This window comes from Thioclava pacifica DSM 10166, assembly GCF_000714535.1.
In the GTDB taxonomy this organism is placed as follows: domain Bacteria; phylum Pseudomonadota; class Alphaproteobacteria; order Rhodobacterales; family Rhodobacteraceae; genus Thioclava; species Thioclava pacifica.
Genome location: NZ_AUND01000039.1, coordinates 179,698 through 198,241, shown reverse-complemented (window position 1 = coordinate 198,241; position 18,544 = coordinate 179,698). Strand labels below are relative to the sequence as shown.

Sequence of the window (18,544 nt, the reverse complement as noted above, 5' to 3'; positions counted from 1 at the left end):
GCCTCGCCCACGGCGAGCACGCGGCCCAGTTTCAGCACCCGGATCTTCGCGATCAGATCCGCCCCCGCGACCGGCTTGCGCATGAAGTCGATGCTCGCATTCGTCGTCACCGCCAGCGCCACGCGTCCGATCCGCGCCAGGATCGCCATGTAGATCCCGACATCGGCCAGCGCGAACATGTTCGGCCCCGAGACCGTCCCGCCCGGGCGCAGGTGGCGCTCTTCCACCTTCAGCCGCACCACCAGTTCTTCCTCGCTCAAGGCGTCGATCGCGAACTCGCCCTTCACCTGCGGAAAGGCCTCGTCGAGAAAATCCGCGAGTTCCTCGCGATCCATCACCAGTGCCATGCGACCTCCCCTTTTCTCTTTCTCCCGCCGCCCCTAGAGTTTCGCCAAAGAGGAGGAGTTTCAATGACCGATCTGGTGATCCGCGAAGACAAGGGCGCGGTGGCGCATCTGACGATGAACAGCCCCGGCAGCCTCAACGCGCTGTCCGATGCGATGCTGGCCGCGCTGAAGGCGCGCTTTACCGAACTCGCAGAGGATACGACGATCAAGGTCATCGTGCTGCGCGGCGCGGGCAAGGCGTTCTGCGCGGGCCATGACCTCAAGGAGATGCAGCGCGGGCGCGAGGGGGCCGATCACGGACGCGCCTATTTCGCGGATCTATTCTTCCGCTGCGCCGAGGTGATGCAGATGATCCCCGCCCTGCCGCAGCCGGTGATCGCCGAGGCGCACGGGATCGCGACCGCCGCAGGCTGCCAGCTGGTCGCGTCCTGCGATCTGGCGGTCGCGGCCGAGGGCACGCGCTTCGGGGTGAACGGGGTGAATATCGGGCTGTTCTGCTCGACGCCGATGGTGGCGCTAAGCCGTAACGTGCCGCGCAAGGTAGCCTTCGAGATGCTGACCACGGGCGAGTTCATCGACGCCGCCCGCGCCCGCGAAGTCGGACTGGTGAACCGCGTGGCCCCGCATGATCAGCTCGCGGCCGAGACCGAGACGCTCGCGCAGACGCTGGCGGGCAAGCTTGGGGCTGCGGTGAAGATCGGCAAGCGCGCCTTCTACGATCAAGCGAATATGGACCTCGCGCAGGCCTATGAGCACACGGCGGCAGTGATGGTCGAGAACATGCTCTGGCGCGACACCGCCGAGGGCGTTCAGGCCTTCATCGAAAAGCGCAAGCCGGACTGGGCTGAGTGAGGGGGCGGAGTAAAGCCGCTCAGCCAACCACCATGTCGTCGCGATGGATCAGCGCCGCGCGGCCGGGATAGCCGAGGATCTCCTCGATCTCGCCCGAGCGGTGCCCCGCGATCTGGCGCGCCTCGTCGGCGGTATAACGCACGAGCCCCTTGCCCAGAACGGCCCGATCCGGTCCCGCGATGGTGACCGGGTCGCCGCGCCCGAACCGGCCCACGACCTTCGTGATCCCGGCGGGCAGAAGCGACTTGCCCGAACGCAACGCATTGGCCGCGCCCTCGTCCACGAACAATTCGCCCCGCGGCTTCATCGCCGCGATCCAGCGTTTGCGCGCGACCTGCGGATCGCCCTCGGGCAGGAACCAGCTGCACCGCCCGCCCTGCTCCAGTGCCGCGACCGGGTGATCGGCGAAGCCTTCGGCAATCGCCATCGCGCAGCCGCCCGCCACCGCGACCTTCGCGGCCAGCAGCTTCGTCTTCATCCCGCCCTTCGAGAGACCCGAGACGGGATCTCCCGCCATCGCCTCGATCTCGGGCGTGATATGCTCGATCACCGGCAAATGCGCGGCGCTCGGATCGGTCTTCGGGTTCGCGGTGTAAAGCCCGTCCACATCCGACAGCAGCAACAGCTGATCCGCGCCAATGGTCACCGCGATCTGCGCGGCCAGCCGGTCATTGTCGCCGAACCGGATCTCGTCGGTCGCGACCGTGTCATTCTCGTTCACGATCGGCACCACGCCGAGGGACAAAAGCGTCTCCAACGTCGCACGAGAGTTGAGGTAACGCCGCCGATCGGCCGTATCCTCCAGCGTCACCAGAACCTGCGCGGTATTCACCCCGTGCGGCCCAAGGGCTTCCTCATAAGCGCGCGCGAGCCGGATCTGACCGACCGCAGCCGCCGCCTGGCTTTGCTCCAGCGGCAGCGCACCGCCCGGCAGGTCAAGCACCCGCCGCCCCAACGCAATCGAGCCCGAAGACACGATCACCACGCCGGTTCCGCGCGCCCTCAGCCCAGCCACATCCGCCGCAAGCGACCGCAGCCAATCTTCGCGCAAACCGCCCTGATCGACCAGCAGCGCCGAGCCGATCTTGATGACGATCCGCTTTGCCTGCGCCAGCTCAGGCGCGCTCACGGCTGCCATGCTCCGCCCTCGTCCTCGGACGGATGCTCCTTGGAAATCCGCGCCCAGAGCGCGCGCAACACTTCGGGAACACCCTGCTTGGACACGCCCGACATCAAAAAGACCCGCCCGCCCGACGCGTCTTCCAGAGCGGCCTTGCGCTCTGCAATCGCCTCGGGATCGAGCGCGTCGATCTTGTTGAGCACCGTCACCCGCGGCTTCTCTGCAAGGATCGGCGAATAGGCTTCGAGCTCGTGGATGATCGTCTCCCAATCCGCAACCGGGTCCTCGGACGTGCCATCGACCAGATGCAACAGGACCGAGCACCGCTCGACATGGCCGAGGAACTGATCGCCCAACCCCCGCCCCTCGGACGCACCTTCGATCAGGCCGGGGATGTCGGCCACGACGAATTCGCGCCCATCGATGCCGACAACGCCAAGGTTCGGGACCAGCGTGGTGAAGGGATAATCCGCGATCTTGGGCCGCGCGTTCGAGGTCGCGGCAAGGAATGTCGACTTGCCCGCATTGGGCAGCCCCAGCAACCCCGCATCCGCGATGAGCTTCAGGCGCAGCCAGATCGTGCGATCAACGCCCTCCTGCCCCGGGTTCGCCCGCTGCGGCGCTCGGTTGGTCGAGGATTTGAAATGCAGGTTGCCCCAGCCGCCATTGCCGCCCTTCGCGAGCAGAATGCGCTGCCCCACCTCGGTCATATCGGCGATCAGCGTCTCCTGATCCTCGTCGAGGATCTCGGTGCCGACCGGCACCTTGAGCACAACATCATCGCCATCCTTGCCCGTGCGCTGCGAGCCCATGCCATGCTGGCCGGATTTCGCGAAGAAGTGCTGCTGATACCGGAAATCGATCAGGGTATTGAGCCCTTCGACGGCCTCGACCCAGACCGATCCCCCCCTGCCGCCATCGCCGCCATCGGGACCGCCAAATTCGATATATTTCTCGCGCCGGAACGAGACACAGCCCGCGCCCCCGCCGCCCGAGCGGATATAGACCTTGGCGAGATCGAGGAATTTCATAACTTTGCCCCTTGCTTGGCTAAGCCGCGGGGATACGCCGCCCGCGCGCGCATTTCAAGCGGCGCGTTGGGGGCTCCGCCCCCAAACCCCCGAGATATTTGGATCAAGAAGAAGAGGATATCTTGCTTCTTCTTGATGAAAATATCTCGGGAGGGTCCGGGAGGGCAGCGCCCTCCCGGCGTCACTCACATCTTGCGCAGATAGGTCCAGGTCGGCACGTGGCGGCCACGGGCCAGCGACCAGCTCTCGGCATCGCCGAGATATTCAAAGCCGCAATTGCTCAGGACACGGGCCGAGCCGGGATTGTCCTGAAATACCTCGGCAAAGAGGGTGCGCGAGCCATGCGGATTAGCGGCGACAATGGCCGCGACCGCCTCGGAGGCAAAGCCGGTATTCCAGAAACCCGGTCCGACCCAATAGCCCACCTCGGACTGCCCGTCCTCGAGATGGGTCAGCGAGACGACGCCCAGCAATTCCGCGAGACCGTGGCGCGAGCCATCAATCGCCCAGACATCTTCGCTCCGGTTCTCGGCCTGCGCACGTGCAATGAAATTCTCGGACGTGCCCGGCGGCAGCGGATGCGGAATCGCACGAGTGCCTTCGGCGACGCGCTTGTCGCCCGCATACATCTCGATGAGACCGGCATCCGAACGGCGCAGCGGGCGCAGCACGAAACGCTCCGTCTCGATCACGGGTTGGGTCGAAATAATCTCCTGATACATCGGCGCTCCTCCTCGAAACGCTGGGACCGACGGCTCCTCACTTCCGCATGCCCCTAGGCTAAAAATAGGACAGGAAGATGACGATACATCCCCTGGCCCCTGAAATTTTCGCGCTGCGACTGCAACATAGCACGCGCAGAAACGAGAAAGGGGACCGGCCTTTCAGCCGATCCCCCTGATGTCTGACCTGTCGGTCTCGGGTTACTCGGCGGCCTCCGCGACCGGGAGAACCGAAACGAAGGTGCGGCCCTTGAGGCCCTTGTGGAAGGTGACAGCGCCTTCGGCGGTCGCAAAGATGGTGTGATCCTTGCCCATGCCGACGCCTTCACCCGGCCACCACTTGGTGCCGCGCTGACGCACGATGATGTTGCCCGGGTTGGCCGACTGGCCGCCGAACAGTTTCACGCCAAGGCGACGACCGGCAGAGTCGCGGCCGTTACGCGAAGAACCGCCTGCTTTCTTGTGTGCCATATCTGTCTCTCCTTATTTCGCGAGCTCTTTGGCCTGCTCGACCCAGTCGGGCTTGACCTTGGTGGCTTCGAAGGTTTCGGGATCGACCGCGGCGAGCTGGGCGAAGGTGGTGATACCGGCTTCGTTCAGCTTCTTCTCGGCCGCCGGACCAAGACCGTTGATGACCTTCAGGTCGTCCGCTTCGGCGACGGAAGCCGCAGCTTCGGCCTTCGGCGCGGCTTTCGGGGCAGCAGCCTTGGCGGGCTTGGCCGGAGCGGCCTCACCTTTCGAGCCATGCGCAGCGCGACGCGCGATCGCGGTGCCCACGGCTTCCTTCACGCCCGACTTGTCGGCGCCCGAAGCGAGCACGTCGGTCACGCGCAGCAGGGTGAGCTGCTGACGGTGGCCACGGGTGCGCTGCGACGAGTGCTTACGACGACGCTTGTGATAAGTGATGACCTTATCGGCCTTGATATTGTCGATGACTTCCGCCTGCACGGCCGCACCTTCGACGAAGGGGGTGCCGAGCTGGGGCTTGTCGCCGCCGACCATCAGAATCTCGTTGAACTGGACTTTGTCGCCAGCTTCGGCTGCGAGCAGTTCGACGCGCAGGATATCGCCCGCCTGAACCTTGTATTGCTTGCCGCCGGTCTTGAGGACCGCAAACATGGGTCTTTCCTTTTCTTCATCCGCGCCCTGTGGCCCCAGATCGGAGTTCGTGGGCCTTTCGGCCCGCCGTCGGACTGCGCGTTCCGGTTGGAACGGAGTTGCAAAAACGAGGCCCGGCGGAAAGAGACTCTCCGCCGGGTCGCGCTCATATCGGGGATCAGCCCCCGGGTGTCAAGGAAAATCGGGGCGTTTTATCAAACGCTCCAGCGTGCGAGCGCCTGCGCCGCGCTGATCCGCTGCCCCTGTGGACGCGCGTGGCCCGGCGTGGCCGAGAGCCGCGGCGCGGGGGCGGGCTGGTCGATCCCGTCGAGGCGCAGATAAGCACAGCGTTCGGCGTTTTGCGGGTGAGCGATGGCCTCGGCAATCGAAAGAACGGGCGTCGCGCAGGCATCCGAGCCCGCGAAAACCTCAGCCCATTCGTCGCGCGTGCGGCCGACAAAGCGGTCCGCGAAAATCTCGCGCAAGGCGGGCCAGTTTTCGCGAGACCCGCGATCGGGCAGGTCCTCCGAGGCGAATCCAAGCCCCGCGATCAGCGCCGCGTAGAATTGCGGCTCGAGCGCGCCCACGGCCATATGCCCGCCACAGGCACATTCATAAACGGCATAGAACGGCGCCGCCCCGTCGAGCAGGTTCGCTTGCCGCCGATCCGCCCAGGCCCCCTGCCCGGCCATGCCCGTGATCATCGCCATCAGATGCGCGACCCCATCGGTGATCGCGCAATCGACCACCTGTCCCTGCCCTGTCTCGCGCGCCCGCCACAGCGCGGCGAGCATCCCGAAGGCGAGGTAAATCCCGCCACCTCCGAAATCGCCCAGAAGATTGAGCGGGATCGCGGGCGCCGTGCCCCCCATCGCATACAGCGCGCCGGTCAGCGACAGATAGTTGATGTCATGGCCCGCGGTCTGCGCCAGCGGCCCTTCCTGCCCCCAGCCGGTCATTCGCCCATAGACAAGCGCCGGGTGATCCGCGAAATCCCCGGGCCCGAGCCCCAGCCGCTCCATCACGCCTGGCCTCATGCCCTCGATCAGCCCGTCAGCCCGCGCGATCAGCGCGCGCACCGCCTCCCGGCCCGCTTCGGATTTCAGGTCGAGTTCGACCACGTCGCGCCCCCGGTCGAGCACATCGACCTCGAGCCCCAGCACATGGTTGTCCGCACCGCCCGAGCCCGGCCGCGCGATGCGGATCACCTCGGCCCCGAAATCGGCCAGACACATCGCGGCAAACGGCGTCGGCCCAAGCCCCGAAATCTCGACGATGCGCAACCCGCTCAGCGGTCCCTCGGTCATGATTTACCCTCCCAAAGCTGGGGGTTTTGCACCCCCAGACCCCCGCAGGATATTTCAGGCAGTTGGAAAGAGGAAAGCCCGCTTCCAACTGCTTCAAATATCCCCGCCGGAGGCATCCAACCTTGCCGCCCGCGCAGAGTTCAGGCCTCTTGCGCTTTCTCTTCCAGCTCGAGCCATTCCATCTCGGCGGCATCAAGCGCGCTTTGGCGCTCGCTCAGCATCTCGGTCGCCTTGGCGAATTTCACCGGCGCGCGGGTGAAGAGATCGGGGTCCGAGAGCAGCTCGTTGATCTTGCCAATCTCATGCTCGAGCTTCTCGATGATGCCGGGCAGCGATTCGAGCCGGTGTTTTTCGGTAAAGCTGAGTCCGGATTTCTTCGGCGCGGGTTTCTCGGGCGTGGCTTTCTCGGCGGGTTTCGTCTCGGGCTTTGAAGCGGTCTCTTTCTTCGGCGCAACCTTCGCCTCTGGCTCGGCCAGCGCCCTCTGCGCCTGATAATCGCTCCAGCCGCCCGCATAGACCGTGGCGCTGCCATTGCCTTCCATCGCGATCGTCGTCGTGGCAACGCGGTCGATGAAATCGCGGTCGTGGCTGACCAGCAGAACCGTGCCGTCATATTCGCCCAGCAGATCCTGCAGCAGGTCGAGCGTTTCCACGTCGAGATCGTTGGTCGGCTCGTCGAGGATCAGCAGGTTCGAGGGCTTCGCCATGATCCGCGCCAGCAGAAGTCGCGCGCGCTCGCCACCCGAGAGCGCCCGGATCGGGCCGCGCGCCTGTTGTTCGTCAAAAAGGAAATCCTTCAAATAGGCCACGACATGTTTGGGCGTGCCGCGCACCATGACCTGATCGGAGCGCCCCTTCACCGCCATGTCCGGATCGTTCACCAGCCCGTCCCAGAGCGTCTGCTCGGGATCGAGCGTGGCGCGGGCCTGATCGAAGACCGCGATCTCGAGATTGGTGCCGAGCTTGACCGAGCCCTCATCGGGGGCGATCTCGCCGGTGAGCATCTTCAGAAGCGTCGTCTTGCCGACGCCGTTCGGGCCGACAAAGGCCACGCGATCCCCGCGCAGCACGCGCAGGTCGAAGTCTTTGACGATCTGCTTGTCGCCGAAGCGTTTGCTCAGACCTTTCGCCTCGATCACCCGCTTGCCCGATTGGGTGCCGGTATCGAGTTCCATCGCGGCCACGCCCTGGCGTCGGATCTGGCTCGCGCGCTCTTCGCGCAGCGCCTGGAGCGCGCGCACGCGGCCCTGGTTGCGCTTGCGACGCGCCGAGATGCCCTCGACCGCCCAGCGTGCTTCGGCCTTGATCTTGCGATCGAGCTTGTGGCGCGCCTCGTCCTCTTCGGCCCAGACCTTCTCGCGCCATTCCTCGAAGGCCTCGAATCCTTGCTCGTTGCGCGCGACCTTCCCCCGGTCGATCCAGAGCGTCGCGCGGGTCAGCGCGCGCAGGAAGGCGCGGTCATGCGAGATCAGCACGAAAGCGCGGCGAGTTTCCTTGAGCTGATCTTCCAGCCAGGCGATCGCCTCGATATCGAGATGGTTGGTCGGCTCGTCGAGCAGCATCAGCTCCGGCCCCTCGGCCAGCAGCTTCGCCAGCGCCGCGCGGCGCCGTTCTCCGCCCGAAGCGGTTTCGACGGGCGTGTCGGGTTTGAATTTCAGCCCTTCGGCGACCATCTCGACCTTATAGCCTTCGGCCGGGTCCAGCCCGGAGGCCGCGAAATCGCCCAGGGTCGCAAAGCCCGACAGATCGGGCTCTTGCTCCATATAGCCCACGGAAGTGCCCGGCGGCACGACGCGGGAACCGTGATCGGGCTCGACCAGCCCCGCCATCACCTTCATCAGCGTGGATTTGCCAGAGCCGTTGCGCCCGACCAGCGCGATGCGATCGCCCTGCTGGACGGTCAGGGAAAGCCCTTCAAAGACGGGATTGCCGCCGAAGGTGAGCGAAATATCGGAAAGCTGGAGAAGCGGTGCGCGGGCCATGCCAGCGAGCTAAGCGGGGCTTGCGCAAAGGTCAATGGGGTTGCGTGCTGCGACCCTTACGAACCGCCCTGCCGCGCCAGCATCCGCAAGCTCCGCAGCCGCGCCTCGGGGATCGCAGCGATTTGCAAAGCGGTGAAGACGTGGCAGGTGTCGAGATCGCGGTCGATGACCGCGTGGTCGGACACCCAGCCTCCCATCCCGAGATACGAGCGCAGGAGAGGCGGCAGCGCGCTCGGATCGCCTGCCGCCTGAACGAGCTGCGCGGGGTAGTCGACCCGTTCGGATGCCTTGGGACGCGGGCGCAGCGCCTCGGGTCCAAGCGCGCGGGCCGCGAGATGGGCGAGGCCTGCGCGGTGCTGCTCCCAATCCGCCCCGGCAAAGGAGGAACAGCCAATCAGAAGATCCGCGCCGGTCGCTTCGGCAATGCGGGTGATCGCCGCCCAGCCAAGACGCAGCACATCGGGATCGCGCAGGTCCGCGCGGGTGCAAAACCGACCCAGTTCGAGCACAGGGCCGGGCCAGTCTGAAAGCGGAGAGAGATCGTAGAACCGCGCCGAATAGCTTTGCCCGAGCGCCGCGCCATCGGGCAGCGCCAGCAGGCGAAACCCGGCCGCGGGTCCCGATTCATCCTCGATCAGCACATGACGGCAGGCGGGGTCGAAACCGTCGGCATCATCGCCACCTGCACGAAAAGCCGCGCTGCGCAGCGCCATGAGAGCCGCGCGTGCAGCCGGGCTGCGCGCCTCATGCACATGGTATTTTCCCTTGGAAAAGCTCAGCCCCGACACGCGCTCTCCCACCCGGCGCAGGCGGGAGTCGGGCGCGTTCGCGCCCATCCCGCGATCAGTTGTTGCCGCCCAGAAGCTGGCCTGCGTTCACGCGGCCGATCGAGCCGAGCAGCTGACGGATGAAGCTGATGCCCTTGACGTTGCTCTCGGTCACGCGGCGCGACAGCGTCACGACCTGACCCTGCTCGAGGCCAAAGCGCTCGACATTGGTCACAACGCCCTTGTCGTTGAAGGAAATCGCAACGACCTCGCGGCTGATCTCCTTCGGAGCATGCCAGGTCACGGTTTTCCAGCGCGAACCGACATAGTACCAGCCGGAGCCTTCGAGAACGCCGGTCGAGCTGGGACGCCCGATCGCGGTGGCGACATCGTCGCGGGTGCTCTTGCCGACCTGAATCTGCGCGAGATCCTCGTCGATCGGCACGTAACCATGGTTGCGATAGAGCGGCGAGCAGGCCGAGGCGAGCATCACCATGCCGAAGGCAACCATCAGCGCGGCCTTGCGCATCATCGAACCGATCCCCACCTGCAACCCCCTCTTGCCTCTGCGTCTTTGGGCTTTTATCGACGCTTACAACATGACTGCGCCGCCCTCAAGCGCAACCGTCCGCAAGCATCGCCGCTTGTGGTACGCTCGACCCCGATCAGAGGGCGAGGCACCCGTGAAAGGAGTTGAGATGAGCACACATCCGACCGAAGAGCTGCCCCCGGCCCCGGAAGAACTCTGGAGCGCGCCGATGCGCCTGGCCGAGCTGCCCGCGCGCAAACCGACCCGCTTTGACATCAAGGCGGACGCGCCCACGCGGGCCGCGATTGCCGAATGGGCCGGGATCGTCGGGATCGAGAATCTCGGCCTGAAGGGCGAGCTCTCCCCACGCGGGCGCTCCGACTGGGACCTGCGCGCAACGCTCACGGCGCGGGTCGTTCAGGAATGCGTGATCACCCTCGCCCCGGTCAGCACCGACCTGCGCGAGGAGGTCACCCGGCGCTATCTCGCCGATATGGAAATGCCCAAGGCCGAAGAGGTCGAGATGCCCGAGGATGACAGCGCCGAGCCGCTGCCCGCCGTGGTCGATCTTGCGGTGGTCGCGATCGAGGCGCTGGAACTTGCGCTACCGCTTTATCCACGCGCCGAAGGGGCCGAGATCGAGAGCGCGCAGGTCACCGAACCGGGCGCGGAACCGATGACCGATGACGACCTCAAGCCCTTCGCCAATCTGCGCGACCTGCTGGCCAAGCGCGACTCAGGCGATACGCAGGAGTGAATCACCCGGCTCGGAACAGTGGCCCGAAAGCCCCTCTGAAAGGGCTTGAAAAAAGGGCTGAAAAAAGGCTTGCACGCAAAAAGAATCCGAGTATGTTCCCGGCCTCATTCGACGTTTGGCTTCGCACCCGAGGGCCGCTTCAGGCCAAGTGACGAAACCACAAGGAAAATCAGGGCTATAACGCCGCAACACGGGCTCTATGGCCCCCGAAACCCCGAGGTTGAGACATGGCTGTCCCTCAGAACCGAGTCACGCGCTCCCGCCGCAACATGCGCCGTGCGCACGACGCTCTCGTCGCCGCTAACCCGGCCGAATGCCCCAACTGCGGCGAGCTCAAGCGCCCGCATCACGTCTGCGCTTCGTGCGGCCATTACGATGATCGTGAGATCGTCGCGATGACCGAAGAAGTCGATCTCGACGACGACGCGGCGTAAGCTGGTCGTCCCGCACCGCATGTCATGCCGAACACGCAGGACCAGCAGTCGACGGGAAACCAGATGACGGCCGCAGAAATGCAGGCCAGCCCGCAAGGCAAAGCGCCGGCGCAAGCCGGCGCTCTCGTCATTTCCATCGACGCGATGGGGGGCGATCTGGGCCCGGCCGCGACCGTTGGCGGTATCGCCAAGGCTGCGCATGCCAATGCCGAGCTGCGCTTCATCGTCCACGGGCCGCGTGAGCAGCTCGAACCGCTGATCGCCCAGCATGGTCTGGGCGATCGCGTCGATCTGCGCCATGCCGAGCGCGTGGTAACGATGGAGGACAAGCCCGCGCAGGTCATGCGCTCCGGCAAGGACACCTCGATGTGGTCCGCCATCGAATCGGTGCGCGCGCATGAAGCCGATGTCGCGGTCTCCTGCGGCAATACCGGCGCGCTGATGGCGGTCTCGATGATCCGCCTGCGCAAGATTCCCGGCGTCAACCGTCCTGCCATTGCCTCCTTCTGGCCCTCTCGCGGGCCTGCCGGCTGGAATGTGATGCTCGACATGGGCGCCGATGTGAAAGCCGATGCCGAGGATCTGCTGACCTATGCGCTGATGGGCACGTCCTATGCGCGCAACGCGCTCGGTCTCGAAACACCGCGCGTGGGCCTGCTCAACGTGGGCACCGAGGAGCACAAGGGCCGGGCCGAACTGAAAGAAGCCCACGAGCTGATCCGCAACGCCGAAGCCGCGGGCGGGCTGAAATTCGTGGGCTTCGTCGAAGGCAACGAGCTGGCTGGCGACCGCGCCGACGTGATCGTCACCGACGGCTTCACCGGCAATGTCGCCCTCAAGACCGGCGAGGGCACCGCGAAATTCGTCTCCGCGCTGATGAAAGAAGCGCTGACCTCATCGCTTCTGGCGAAACTCGGCGCGCTTCTGGCGATGGGAGCGCTCAAGAAACTTCAGGCCAAGGTCGATCCGCGCCGCGCCAATGGCGGGGTGTTCCTCGGCCTCAATGGCACGGTGGTGAAGTCGCACGGTTCAGCCGATGCGACCAGCTTCGCTGCCGCGATTGATCTGGCCGCACGTCTCGCCAAGTCGGGCTTCGGCGCGAAACTGGCGGCACGGGTTGCCTCCGCCCTGCCCTCGGGGCAGGATGGCGCAACCGGCGCAGACCCGGCACCAGAGAACAGCGAGAGCAGCCAATGACGATCAGATCCGTGGTGCGCGGCGTAGGCCATTACCTGCCCGAGCGCGTTGTCGAGAACGCCGAGTTCGAGAAGACGCTCGATACCACGGATGAATGGATCCGCTCGCGCACCGGGATCGAACGGCGCCATTTCGCCGCGGAAGGCGAAACCACCTCGCAGCTCGCGATCAAGGCCGCTCAGGCCGCGCTCGACGATGCCGGGATGAGCGTCGACCAGATCGACGCGATTGTCGTGGCGACTTCGACCCCGGACCACACCTTCCCTTCCGTCGCGACGATGGTGCAGGCGGGGCTCGGCTCGACCACCGGTTTTGCCTATGACGTGCAGGCCGTCTGCGCGGGCTTCATCTTCGCGCTGACCAATGCCAACGGGCTGATCCTCTCCGGTCAGGCCGAGCGTGTGCTGGTCATCGGCGCCGAGACCTTCTCGCGGATCATGGACTGGACCGACCGGGGTACCTGCGTGCTCTTCGGCGATGGCGCAGGCGCGCTGATCCTCGAAGCGGCGGAAGGCACCGGCACCGCGAATGATCGCGGCATCCTTGCCTCAGACCTTCATTCGGACGGGCGTTACAAGGATCTGCTTTACGTCGACGGGGGCGTTTCGACCACCGGCACGGCGGGCCATCTGCGCATGCAGGGTAATGCGGTGTTCAAACACGCGGTCACGAAACTCTCCGAAACCGCCCACTCCGCGCTCGAAAAGATCGGGATGAGTGGCGAGAATATCGACTGGATCGTGCCCCATCAGGCCAACCTGCGCATCATCTCGGCCACGGCCGAGCGGATGCAGGTTCCGATGGATCGCGTCGTGGTCACCGTGCAGGATCACGGCAACACCTCCGCCGCCTCGATTCCGCTCGCGCTCTCGGTCGGCAAGGCGCGTGGCCAGATCAAGGAAGGCCAGGTTGTCGTGACCGAGGCGATCGGTGGTGGCCTCGCCTGGGGTTCCGTCGTCCTGCGCTGGTAATTTCCCGCCCATCGGCCCAGATCAACCCCGCCACGCAAGTGCTTGATATTGACTCGGGATTTACGGTCCGTCACTGTGAGTGAAATCCAGTTGTCCGGGGGGATACTATGTCGAAAACGCTTACGCGCATGGACCTGAGCGAAGCCGTCTTCCGTGAGGTGGGCCTGTCGCGCAATGAATCCGCCCAGCTCGTCGAGAGCGTGCTGCAACACATGTCGGACGCGCTGGTGCGTGGCGAGACGGTGAAGATCAGCTCGTTCGGCACCTTCTCGGTCCGCGAGAAGGCGTCGCGTATGGGCCGCAATCCCAAGACCGGGGAAGAGGTTCCGATCTCGCCTCGCCGGGTGCTGTCTTTCCGCCCCTCGCATCTGATGAAAGATCGCGTCGCCGCGGGAAATGCTAAGTAACGAGGCGCACAGATGGGCAAATCCGCCGACGCGTTCCGGACAATCTCGGAAGTCGCCGAGCTGCTCGACACCCCGACCCATGTGCTGCGTTTCTGGGAAAGCAAGTTTCCTCAGCTCAAGCCCGTGAAGCGCGCCGGTGGGCGGCGTTATTACCGCCCCGGTGACGTGGCGCTTCTGGGCGGGATCAAACATCTTCTGCATGACGAGGGCATGACGATCCGCTCCGTGCAAAAGAAGCTGCGCGAGGAGGGGATCCGGGAAGTCTCCGCCCAATCGACAGTGGTGCTTGAGGACGAGACCGCTGAGCCGCCCGCCAAGGCGGAACCGAAGACGCCCGCCGCTCCCGAGCCGGTCGCGACAGAGCCCGTCGAGGCAATCGCAGAAACCGCGCCGACAGAGCCCCAGACCACCGAAGCCGAAACAGCGGAAGAACCTGAAGCACAGCCAGAGCTCGCGCAGGCCACCCCCGAAGCCGCCAAAACGCCGCCAAGCTCGGTTACGCCCTTCCCGCGCCCGTCCGCGCCCGCGCAGCCCTCCTTATTCGATGAGCCTGATGCTGAGCCGGAGGTCGAGGAAGCCCCGATCGCACTCGATGTCGAACCCGAGCCCGAGCCCCCTGCCCCGGTCGTCGCGATGACGATCGAGCAGAAGAAGGAGCCCGCCGCGCCCAAGGGACAGCCCTCGCTCGCGCGGCTTCTGCACAACCTGCGCCAACTCGATCCCGAGCGGCTGAGCCCAGCCGATCGTGGCGATCTGAGGATGCTTCGGCTGCGCGCCAAAGCGCTCCAGATCCGCCTCGCCCAGACCGCTCACCCTGACGCTGAAATCCGTCCGGACTGACGGGTCGGGGATCGTGACAGGCCAGATGAAATTTCTTCGCATATCCGCTTGCACCCGGACGCGGCTTCGCTCTATATGCCCCTCGTCGGGCCGTGGCGCAGCCTGGTTAGCGCGTCCGTCTGGGGGGCGGAAGGTCGCGAGTTCGAATCTCGCCGGCCCGACCATCACGACAAACGCCCACCCCTTCACGGGGGTGGGCGTTCGTGTATCCGCAGGAGGGATCGGATGACCATCGGCGTGCTGCCCGATACGATGCTGGAAGAGATGATCGCGCGCGGCGAGATCGCCGCAGAGCCCGCGGTCATTCCCGAACAGATCCAGCCCGCGAGCCTCGATCTGCGCCTTGGCCGCGTGGCCTATCGCCTGCGCGCCTCCTTCCTCGCGGGCAAGGGCCGCCGGGTGGAAGACCGACTCGAAGATTTCGAGATGCACCGTATGAACGTGACCGAGGACGGCGTCGTGCTCGAGAAGGGCTGCGTCTATCTCGTACCGCTGATGGAGAGCCTCTCGCTGCCCGAGGGCATCACCGCGGTCGCCAATGCCAAAAGCTCGACCGGGCGTCTCGATCTGCTGACCCGCCTGATCACCGATGAGGGCACCGAGTTCGACCGCATTCCCGAAGGCTATCAGGGCCCGCTCTATGCCGAGATCTGCCCGCGCAGCTTCTCGGTGCTGGTGCGTCCGGGTATGCGCCTCAACCAGATTCGCTTCCGCGCCGGTCAGGCGGTCCTTTCGGACCCCGAGCTGAAGATCCTTCACCAGCAGGAACCGCTCGTCGATGGCGAGGCCGTGATCGATGAGGGTCTGGGTTTCTCGGTTGATCTGCGGCCTGCCGAGGGCGACCTGGTGGGCTACCGCGCCAAGCCCCATACCGGGGTGATCGATCTCGACAGGATCGCGCATTACCCGGCCTCGGATTTCTGGGAAGAGGTGCGCTCGGACGACGGCCGGATCATCCTCGATCCTGGCGCGTTCTACATCCTCGTCAGCCGCGAGGCCGTGACGATTCCGCCCGATCATGCCGCCGAGATGGCGCCCTATCTTGCGATGGTGGGTGAGTTCCGCGTCCATTACGCGGGCTTTTTCGATCCCGGCTTCGGCCATGGCGCGGCGGGCGGCGCAGGCTCGCGCGGGGTACTGGAAGTGCGCTGCCACGAAGCCCCGTTCGCGCTCGAGCATGGGCAGGTCGTGGGCCGTCTGGTCTATGAACGCATGGCCGAGGAGCCCAAGCAGCTTTACGGCAAGGGCATCGCCTCGAATTACCAGGGCCAGGGCCTCAAGCTCGCCAAGCATTTCCGGATGGGGTGAGCCGGGCAGACGCATCCTTCCCTTGGAAGGGCGCCCCGTGCCAAGGACCGAACGGAGACGCTCGCCCCTAGCCCGCTTGCGTCACGTCATGGCCGTAGATCCAGTCGAACCGCCCAACCAGTCGCTCTGGCGCGAAACGAGAGGCCGCGCGCAGCGCAAGATGGCCCAAGGTGCGCGGGGCTCCCGAGAGGTGGTAGTTTCGCGCGTTCTTCGTGGCTGCATCGACGATCTTCTCGCAGCGATCGCGCCGCGCCTGCTGATAGGCTGCAAAGGCCACTTCGTCACGCTCGTGATGGGCCAGCGCCTCGGCCAGAACCCAGGCATCCTCCATCGCCATCACCGCGCCTTGCGCTAGGAAAGGCAGCGTTGGATGGGCCGCATCGCCAAGGATCACGGCTTTCCGGCCGAACCAATGCTCCGCCACCGGGTGACGGAACAGCCCCCAGAGATAGACTTTTTCGACCTGTGCGAGCCAGTTCCGCACCGTCGGGCAGAAATCCGCGAAAGCGGTGCGCAGGTTGATCGGGTCATCCTCGAGGTTCCAGCTCTCCTCGACCCAGCGATGGCGCTCCTCGACCGCCACGATGTTGCGCAGGCCCCGGCCCAGCGGATAGCTCACCAGATGCCGCCCCGCCCCCATGAAGACCTGCGCCACCTTGGGCTCGTCATCCGAACAGGGGATCAACGCGCGCCAGGCAACCTGATGGGTGAAGAAGGGCGCGACCCGGCCGTTGAGCGCCTGACGTACCTTCGAATGCAGCCCGTCCGCCCCGATCAGCAGGTTGGATGCGATCTCGGCGCCTTGCCGCGTCACCAGCCGTGGCGCGTCGCCCGCGAGATCAACCTCCTCGATCTGTTGCAGGAGGCGAATCTGCACGCCAGCGTCGCGCGCACCTTCGGCCAGCAGATCGATCAGCCGCGCGCGGTGAATGAAGTGGTAGCCCTCCCCCGGGCGCAGCCGCGCCAGATCGAGCCGCGCCACCTGGCTGCCAGTCTCGCCATCGACAAGCTGCACCGCCTCGGCGCAGGGCCCCGCCGCCTCAAGCGCCTCGGAGAGCCCCAGAGCCTTCAGAACCCGCGCGCCATTGGGCGAGACCTGTAGCCCCGCGCCCACCTCGCGGATCGCATCAGCCTGTTCGAGAACTTCAACCTCGGCGCCACGCATCGCAAGCGCCCGCGCCACCGTCAGCCCCGCGATACCCGCGCCCAGCACCGTCACCTTGCGCCCGATCAGCATGGCTCCTCCTTCAAACGAGAACACCGGCACCTTCGCGGCACCGGTGTGAAAATTCCTTGAGCGAAATCAACTCTGCGCGCCATGGCGCAAAGGATCAGTCACCGCGCTCCGCGCGCTTAGTCGTCGCGATGCACGCGTTCGCGGCGCTCGTGCTTTTCCTGCGCTTCGAGCGTCATCGTGGCGATCGGACGGGCATCGAGACGCTTCAGCGAGATCGGCTCGCCGGTCTTCTCGCAATAGCCGTATTCGCCATTGTCGATGCGGCGCAGTGCGGCGTCGATTTTCGAGACCAGCTTGCGCTGACGATCACGGGTACGCAGCTCCAGCGCGCGATCGGTCTCTTCGGAAGCGCGGTCAGCGATATCGGGCACGTTACGTGCCGATTCCGCAAGGCCTTCGAGCGTTTCGGCGGATTGTTCGAGAAGCTCGGATTTCCAGGCCAGCAGCTTGCGGCGGAAATATTCCAGCTGTCGATCGTTCATGAAGGGTTCATCTTCGGCCGGACGATAGTCATCCGGAAGGAAAACCTCTGCTTTCATAGCTGCCCTCTCTTCCGTGCCGGGCGTCTCACTGTGATCAAAATTCGCCATCGGACACTCCTCGGGCGCTCCCTTACCGCATGAAGATAGGGTTGTCACGCCTCGTTTCACCCCTGCGGGTTGTTTGACGATCAAATCCTACCCCGCGCTTGCGGCAGGAATGGGGCGCGGCTAATTTGCACCCGATCTGCGCAACATCCTTGCGCGCCCCCTGCCAGCCGGAGCCTGACACCGTGCAATTTCAATCGACCGATTCCTACGTCGCGCCCCCTGATCTGACGGTGGCGGTGAATGCCGCCGTGGCGCTTGAACGTCCGCTTCTGGTGAAGGGTGAGCCCGGCACCGGCAAGACGGAACTGGCCCGCCAGGTGGCGGCGAGCCTCGGGATGGAGATGGTGGAGTGGAACATCAAATCCACCACCAAGGCGCAGCAGGGACTGTATGAATATGACGCCGTCAGCCGGCTGCGCGACAGCCAGCTCGGCGATGCGCGCGTCAATGACGTGAAGAACTACATCCGCAAGGGCAAGCTCTGGCAGGCCTTCGAGGCGGATCGGAAGGTCGTGCTGCTGATCGACGAAGTGGACAAGGCCGATATCGAGTTCCCGAACGACCTGCTGCAGGAACTCGACAAGATGGAGTTCCATGTCTACGAGACCGGCGAGACGATCCGCGCGGCCCACCGCCCCGTCGTCATCATCACCTCGAACAACGAAAAGGAACTGCCCGACGCCTTCCTGCGCCGCTGCTTCTTCCACTACATCCGCTTCCCGGAACCCGAAGTGATGAAGGAAATCGTCGCCGTCCACTTTCCCGACATCAAGGACCGCCTGCTGACCGAGGCGCTGAGCCAGTTCTACGAGATCCGTGAGACGCCGGGCCTGAAGAAGAAGCCCTCGACGAGCGAGGTGCTCGACTGGCTGAAGCTGCTCGTGGCCGAGGATCTGAACCCCGAGGACCTGAAACGCGAAGGCGCGAACCTGCTGCCGAAACTGCACGGGGCGCTTCTGAAGAACGAGCAGGACGTGCATCTGTTCGAACGACTGGCCTTCATGGCGCGGCGACAGGGGCGGTAGGCAAGGGGTCGACAGCAGATCCG

The 18,544-nt window shown here is 65.2% G+C and carries 21 protein-coding genes and 1 tRNA gene; 10 read left to right on the top strand and 12 right to left on the bottom strand.

Annotated features, from left to right (window positions below; all coding sequences use genetic code 11):
* Window positions 1–347, bottom strand: a 347-nt coding sequence (locus tag TP2_RS15915; RefSeq protein ID WP_038079491.1) for a PaaI family thioesterase, incomplete at its 3' end; no start/stop codon positions are given.
* 63 nt (window positions 348–410) lie between these two features.
* Here TP2_RS15915 and TP2_RS15910 point away from each other — a divergent pair.
* Window positions 411–1,199: an enoyl-CoA hydratase gene (locus tag TP2_RS15910; protein WP_038079490.1), complete on the top strand. Its 789-nt coding sequence runs from the start codon at window positions 411–413 to the stop codon at window positions 1,197–1,199.
* Between the two features lie 19 nt (window positions 1,200–1,218).
* Here the strand turns inward: TP2_RS15910 and proB are convergent, their stop codons facing one another.
* The 9 genes from proB to TP2_RS15865 all read right to left on the bottom strand — a co-directional run bounded on the left by proB (window position 1,219) and on the right by TP2_RS15865 (window position 9,773).
* Entirely contained in the window at window positions 1,219–2,337 is a 1,119-nt protein-coding gene (gene proB / locus TP2_RS15905) for a glutamate 5-kinase (RefSeq protein WP_038079489.1), read from the bottom strand.
* Window positions 2,325–3,350 (bottom strand): GTPase ObgE, encoded by a 1,026-nt coding sequence (obgE, locus tag TP2_RS15900; RefSeq protein ID WP_038079487.1) that lies wholly within the window; start codon window positions 3,348–3,350, stop codon window positions 2,325–2,327. The genes proB and obgE overlap by 13 nt, the downstream gene beginning before the upstream one ends.
* Window positions 3,351–3,535: 185 nt before the next feature.
* Window positions 3,536–4,072 (bottom strand): GNAT family N-acetyltransferase, encoded by a 537-nt coding sequence (locus TP2_RS15895; protein ID WP_038079482.1) that lies wholly within the window; start codon window positions 4,070–4,072, stop codon window positions 3,536–3,538.
* 201 nt (window positions 4,073–4,273) lie between these two features.
* Complete coding sequence (rpmA, locus tag TP2_RS15890) at window positions 4,274–4,543, bottom strand: 50S ribosomal protein L27 (RefSeq protein ID WP_038079481.1); 270 nt, start codon at window positions 4,541–4,543, stop codon at window positions 4,274–4,276.
* Between the two features lie 12 nt (window positions 4,544–4,555).
* Entirely contained in the window at window positions 4,556–5,191 is a 636-nt protein-coding gene (locus tag TP2_RS15885; protein WP_038079480.1) for a 50S ribosomal protein L21, read from the bottom strand.
* Between the two features lie 194 nt (window positions 5,192–5,385).
* A complete protein-coding gene (locus TP2_RS15880) occupies window positions 5,386–6,477 on the bottom strand; it encodes a CaiB/BaiF CoA transferase family protein (protein WP_038079479.1) in 1,092 nt (363 codons plus the stop codon).
* Between the two features lie 140 nt (window positions 6,478–6,617).
* The gene (locus TP2_RS15875; protein WP_038079478.1) at window positions 6,618–8,459 is read right to left on the bottom strand and encodes an ABC-F family ATP-binding cassette domain-containing protein; all 1,842 of its coding nucleotides are present in this window, start codon (window positions 8,457–8,459) and stop codon (window positions 6,618–6,620) included.
* A gap of 56 nt (window positions 8,460–8,515) precedes the next feature.
* Window positions 8,516–9,247 (bottom strand): GNAT family N-acetyltransferase, encoded by a 732-nt coding sequence (locus TP2_RS15870; protein ID WP_240473778.1) that lies wholly within the window; start codon window positions 9,245–9,247, stop codon window positions 8,516–8,518.
* A gap of 55 nt (window positions 9,248–9,302) precedes the next feature.
* Window positions 9,303–9,773 (bottom strand): outer membrane protein assembly factor BamE, encoded by a 471-nt coding sequence (locus TP2_RS15865; protein ID WP_420804617.1) that lies wholly within the window; start codon window positions 9,771–9,773, stop codon window positions 9,303–9,305.
* 151 nt (window positions 9,774–9,924) lie between these two features.
* Here TP2_RS15865 and TP2_RS15860 point away from each other — a divergent pair, with 151 nt between their 5' ends.
* From TP2_RS15860 to TP2_RS15825, 8 genes are all read left to right on the top strand, one after another.
* Window positions 9,925–10,512, top strand: a complete 588-nt coding sequence (locus TP2_RS15860; RefSeq protein WP_051692735.1) for a YceD family protein — start codon at window positions 9,925–9,927, stop codon at window positions 10,510–10,512.
* A gap of 227 nt (window positions 10,513–10,739) precedes the next feature.
* The gene (rpmF, locus tag TP2_RS15855; RefSeq protein ID WP_038079477.1) at window positions 10,740–10,946 is read left to right on the top strand and encodes a 50S ribosomal protein L32; all 207 of its coding nucleotides are present in this window, start codon (window positions 10,740–10,742) and stop codon (window positions 10,944–10,946) included.
* A 63-nt stretch (window positions 10,947–11,009) separates the two neighbouring features.
* Entirely contained in the window at window positions 11,010–12,143 is a 1,134-nt protein-coding gene (plsX, locus tag TP2_RS15850) for a phosphate acyltransferase PlsX (RefSeq protein ID WP_051692733.1), read from the top strand.
* The gene (locus tag TP2_RS15845) at window positions 12,140–13,114 is read left to right on the top strand and encodes a beta-ketoacyl-ACP synthase III (protein ID WP_038079476.1); all 975 of its coding nucleotides are present in this window, start codon (window positions 12,140–12,142) and stop codon (window positions 13,112–13,114) included. Before plsX ends, TP2_RS15845 begins: the two co-directional genes overlap by 4 nt.
* Before the next feature lie 107 nt (window positions 13,115–13,221).
* Window positions 13,222–13,521, top strand: coding sequence for an integration host factor subunit alpha (gene ihfA / locus TP2_RS15840; protein ID WP_038079475.1), 300 nt, complete (start codon window positions 13,222–13,224; stop codon window positions 13,519–13,521).
* 12 nt (window positions 13,522–13,533) lie between these two features.
* Window positions 13,534–14,361, top strand: a complete 828-nt coding sequence (locus tag TP2_RS18350) for a MerR family transcriptional regulator (protein ID WP_084714375.1) — start codon at window positions 13,534–13,536, stop codon at window positions 14,359–14,361.
* Window positions 14,362–14,447: 86 nt separating this feature from the next.
* Window positions 14,448–14,525: transfer RNA gene (locus TP2_RS15830), tRNA-Pro, on the top strand.
* 61 nt (window positions 14,526–14,586) lie between these two features.
* On the top strand, window positions 14,587–15,669 hold the full coding sequence (locus TP2_RS15825; protein ID WP_038079473.1) for a 2'-deoxycytidine 5'-triphosphate deaminase: 1,083 nt from the start codon (window positions 14,587–14,589) through the stop codon (window positions 15,667–15,669).
* Between the two features lie 67 nt (window positions 15,670–15,736).
* On the opposite strand, the gene TP2_RS15820 is transcribed toward TP2_RS15825, so the two are convergent.
* Window positions 15,737–16,906, bottom strand: coding sequence for an FAD-dependent monooxygenase (locus TP2_RS15820; RefSeq protein WP_038079471.1), 1,170 nt, complete (start codon window positions 16,904–16,906; stop codon window positions 15,737–15,739).
* A 116-nt stretch (window positions 16,907–17,022) separates the two neighbouring features.
* The gene (gene dksA / locus TP2_RS15815) at window positions 17,023–17,445 is read right to left on the bottom strand and encodes an RNA polymerase-binding protein DksA (RefSeq protein WP_038079468.1); all 423 of its coding nucleotides are present in this window, start codon (window positions 17,443–17,445) and stop codon (window positions 17,023–17,025) included.
* Window positions 17,446–17,678: 233 nt separating this feature from the next.
* Here dksA and TP2_RS15810 point away from each other — a divergent pair, with 233 nt between their 5' ends.
* On the top strand, window positions 17,679–18,521 hold the full coding sequence (locus tag TP2_RS15810) for an AAA family ATPase (RefSeq protein ID WP_038079467.1): 843 nt from the start codon (window positions 17,679–17,681) through the stop codon (window positions 18,519–18,521).
* The last annotated feature ends 23 nt before the right edge of the window (window positions 18,522–18,544 follow it).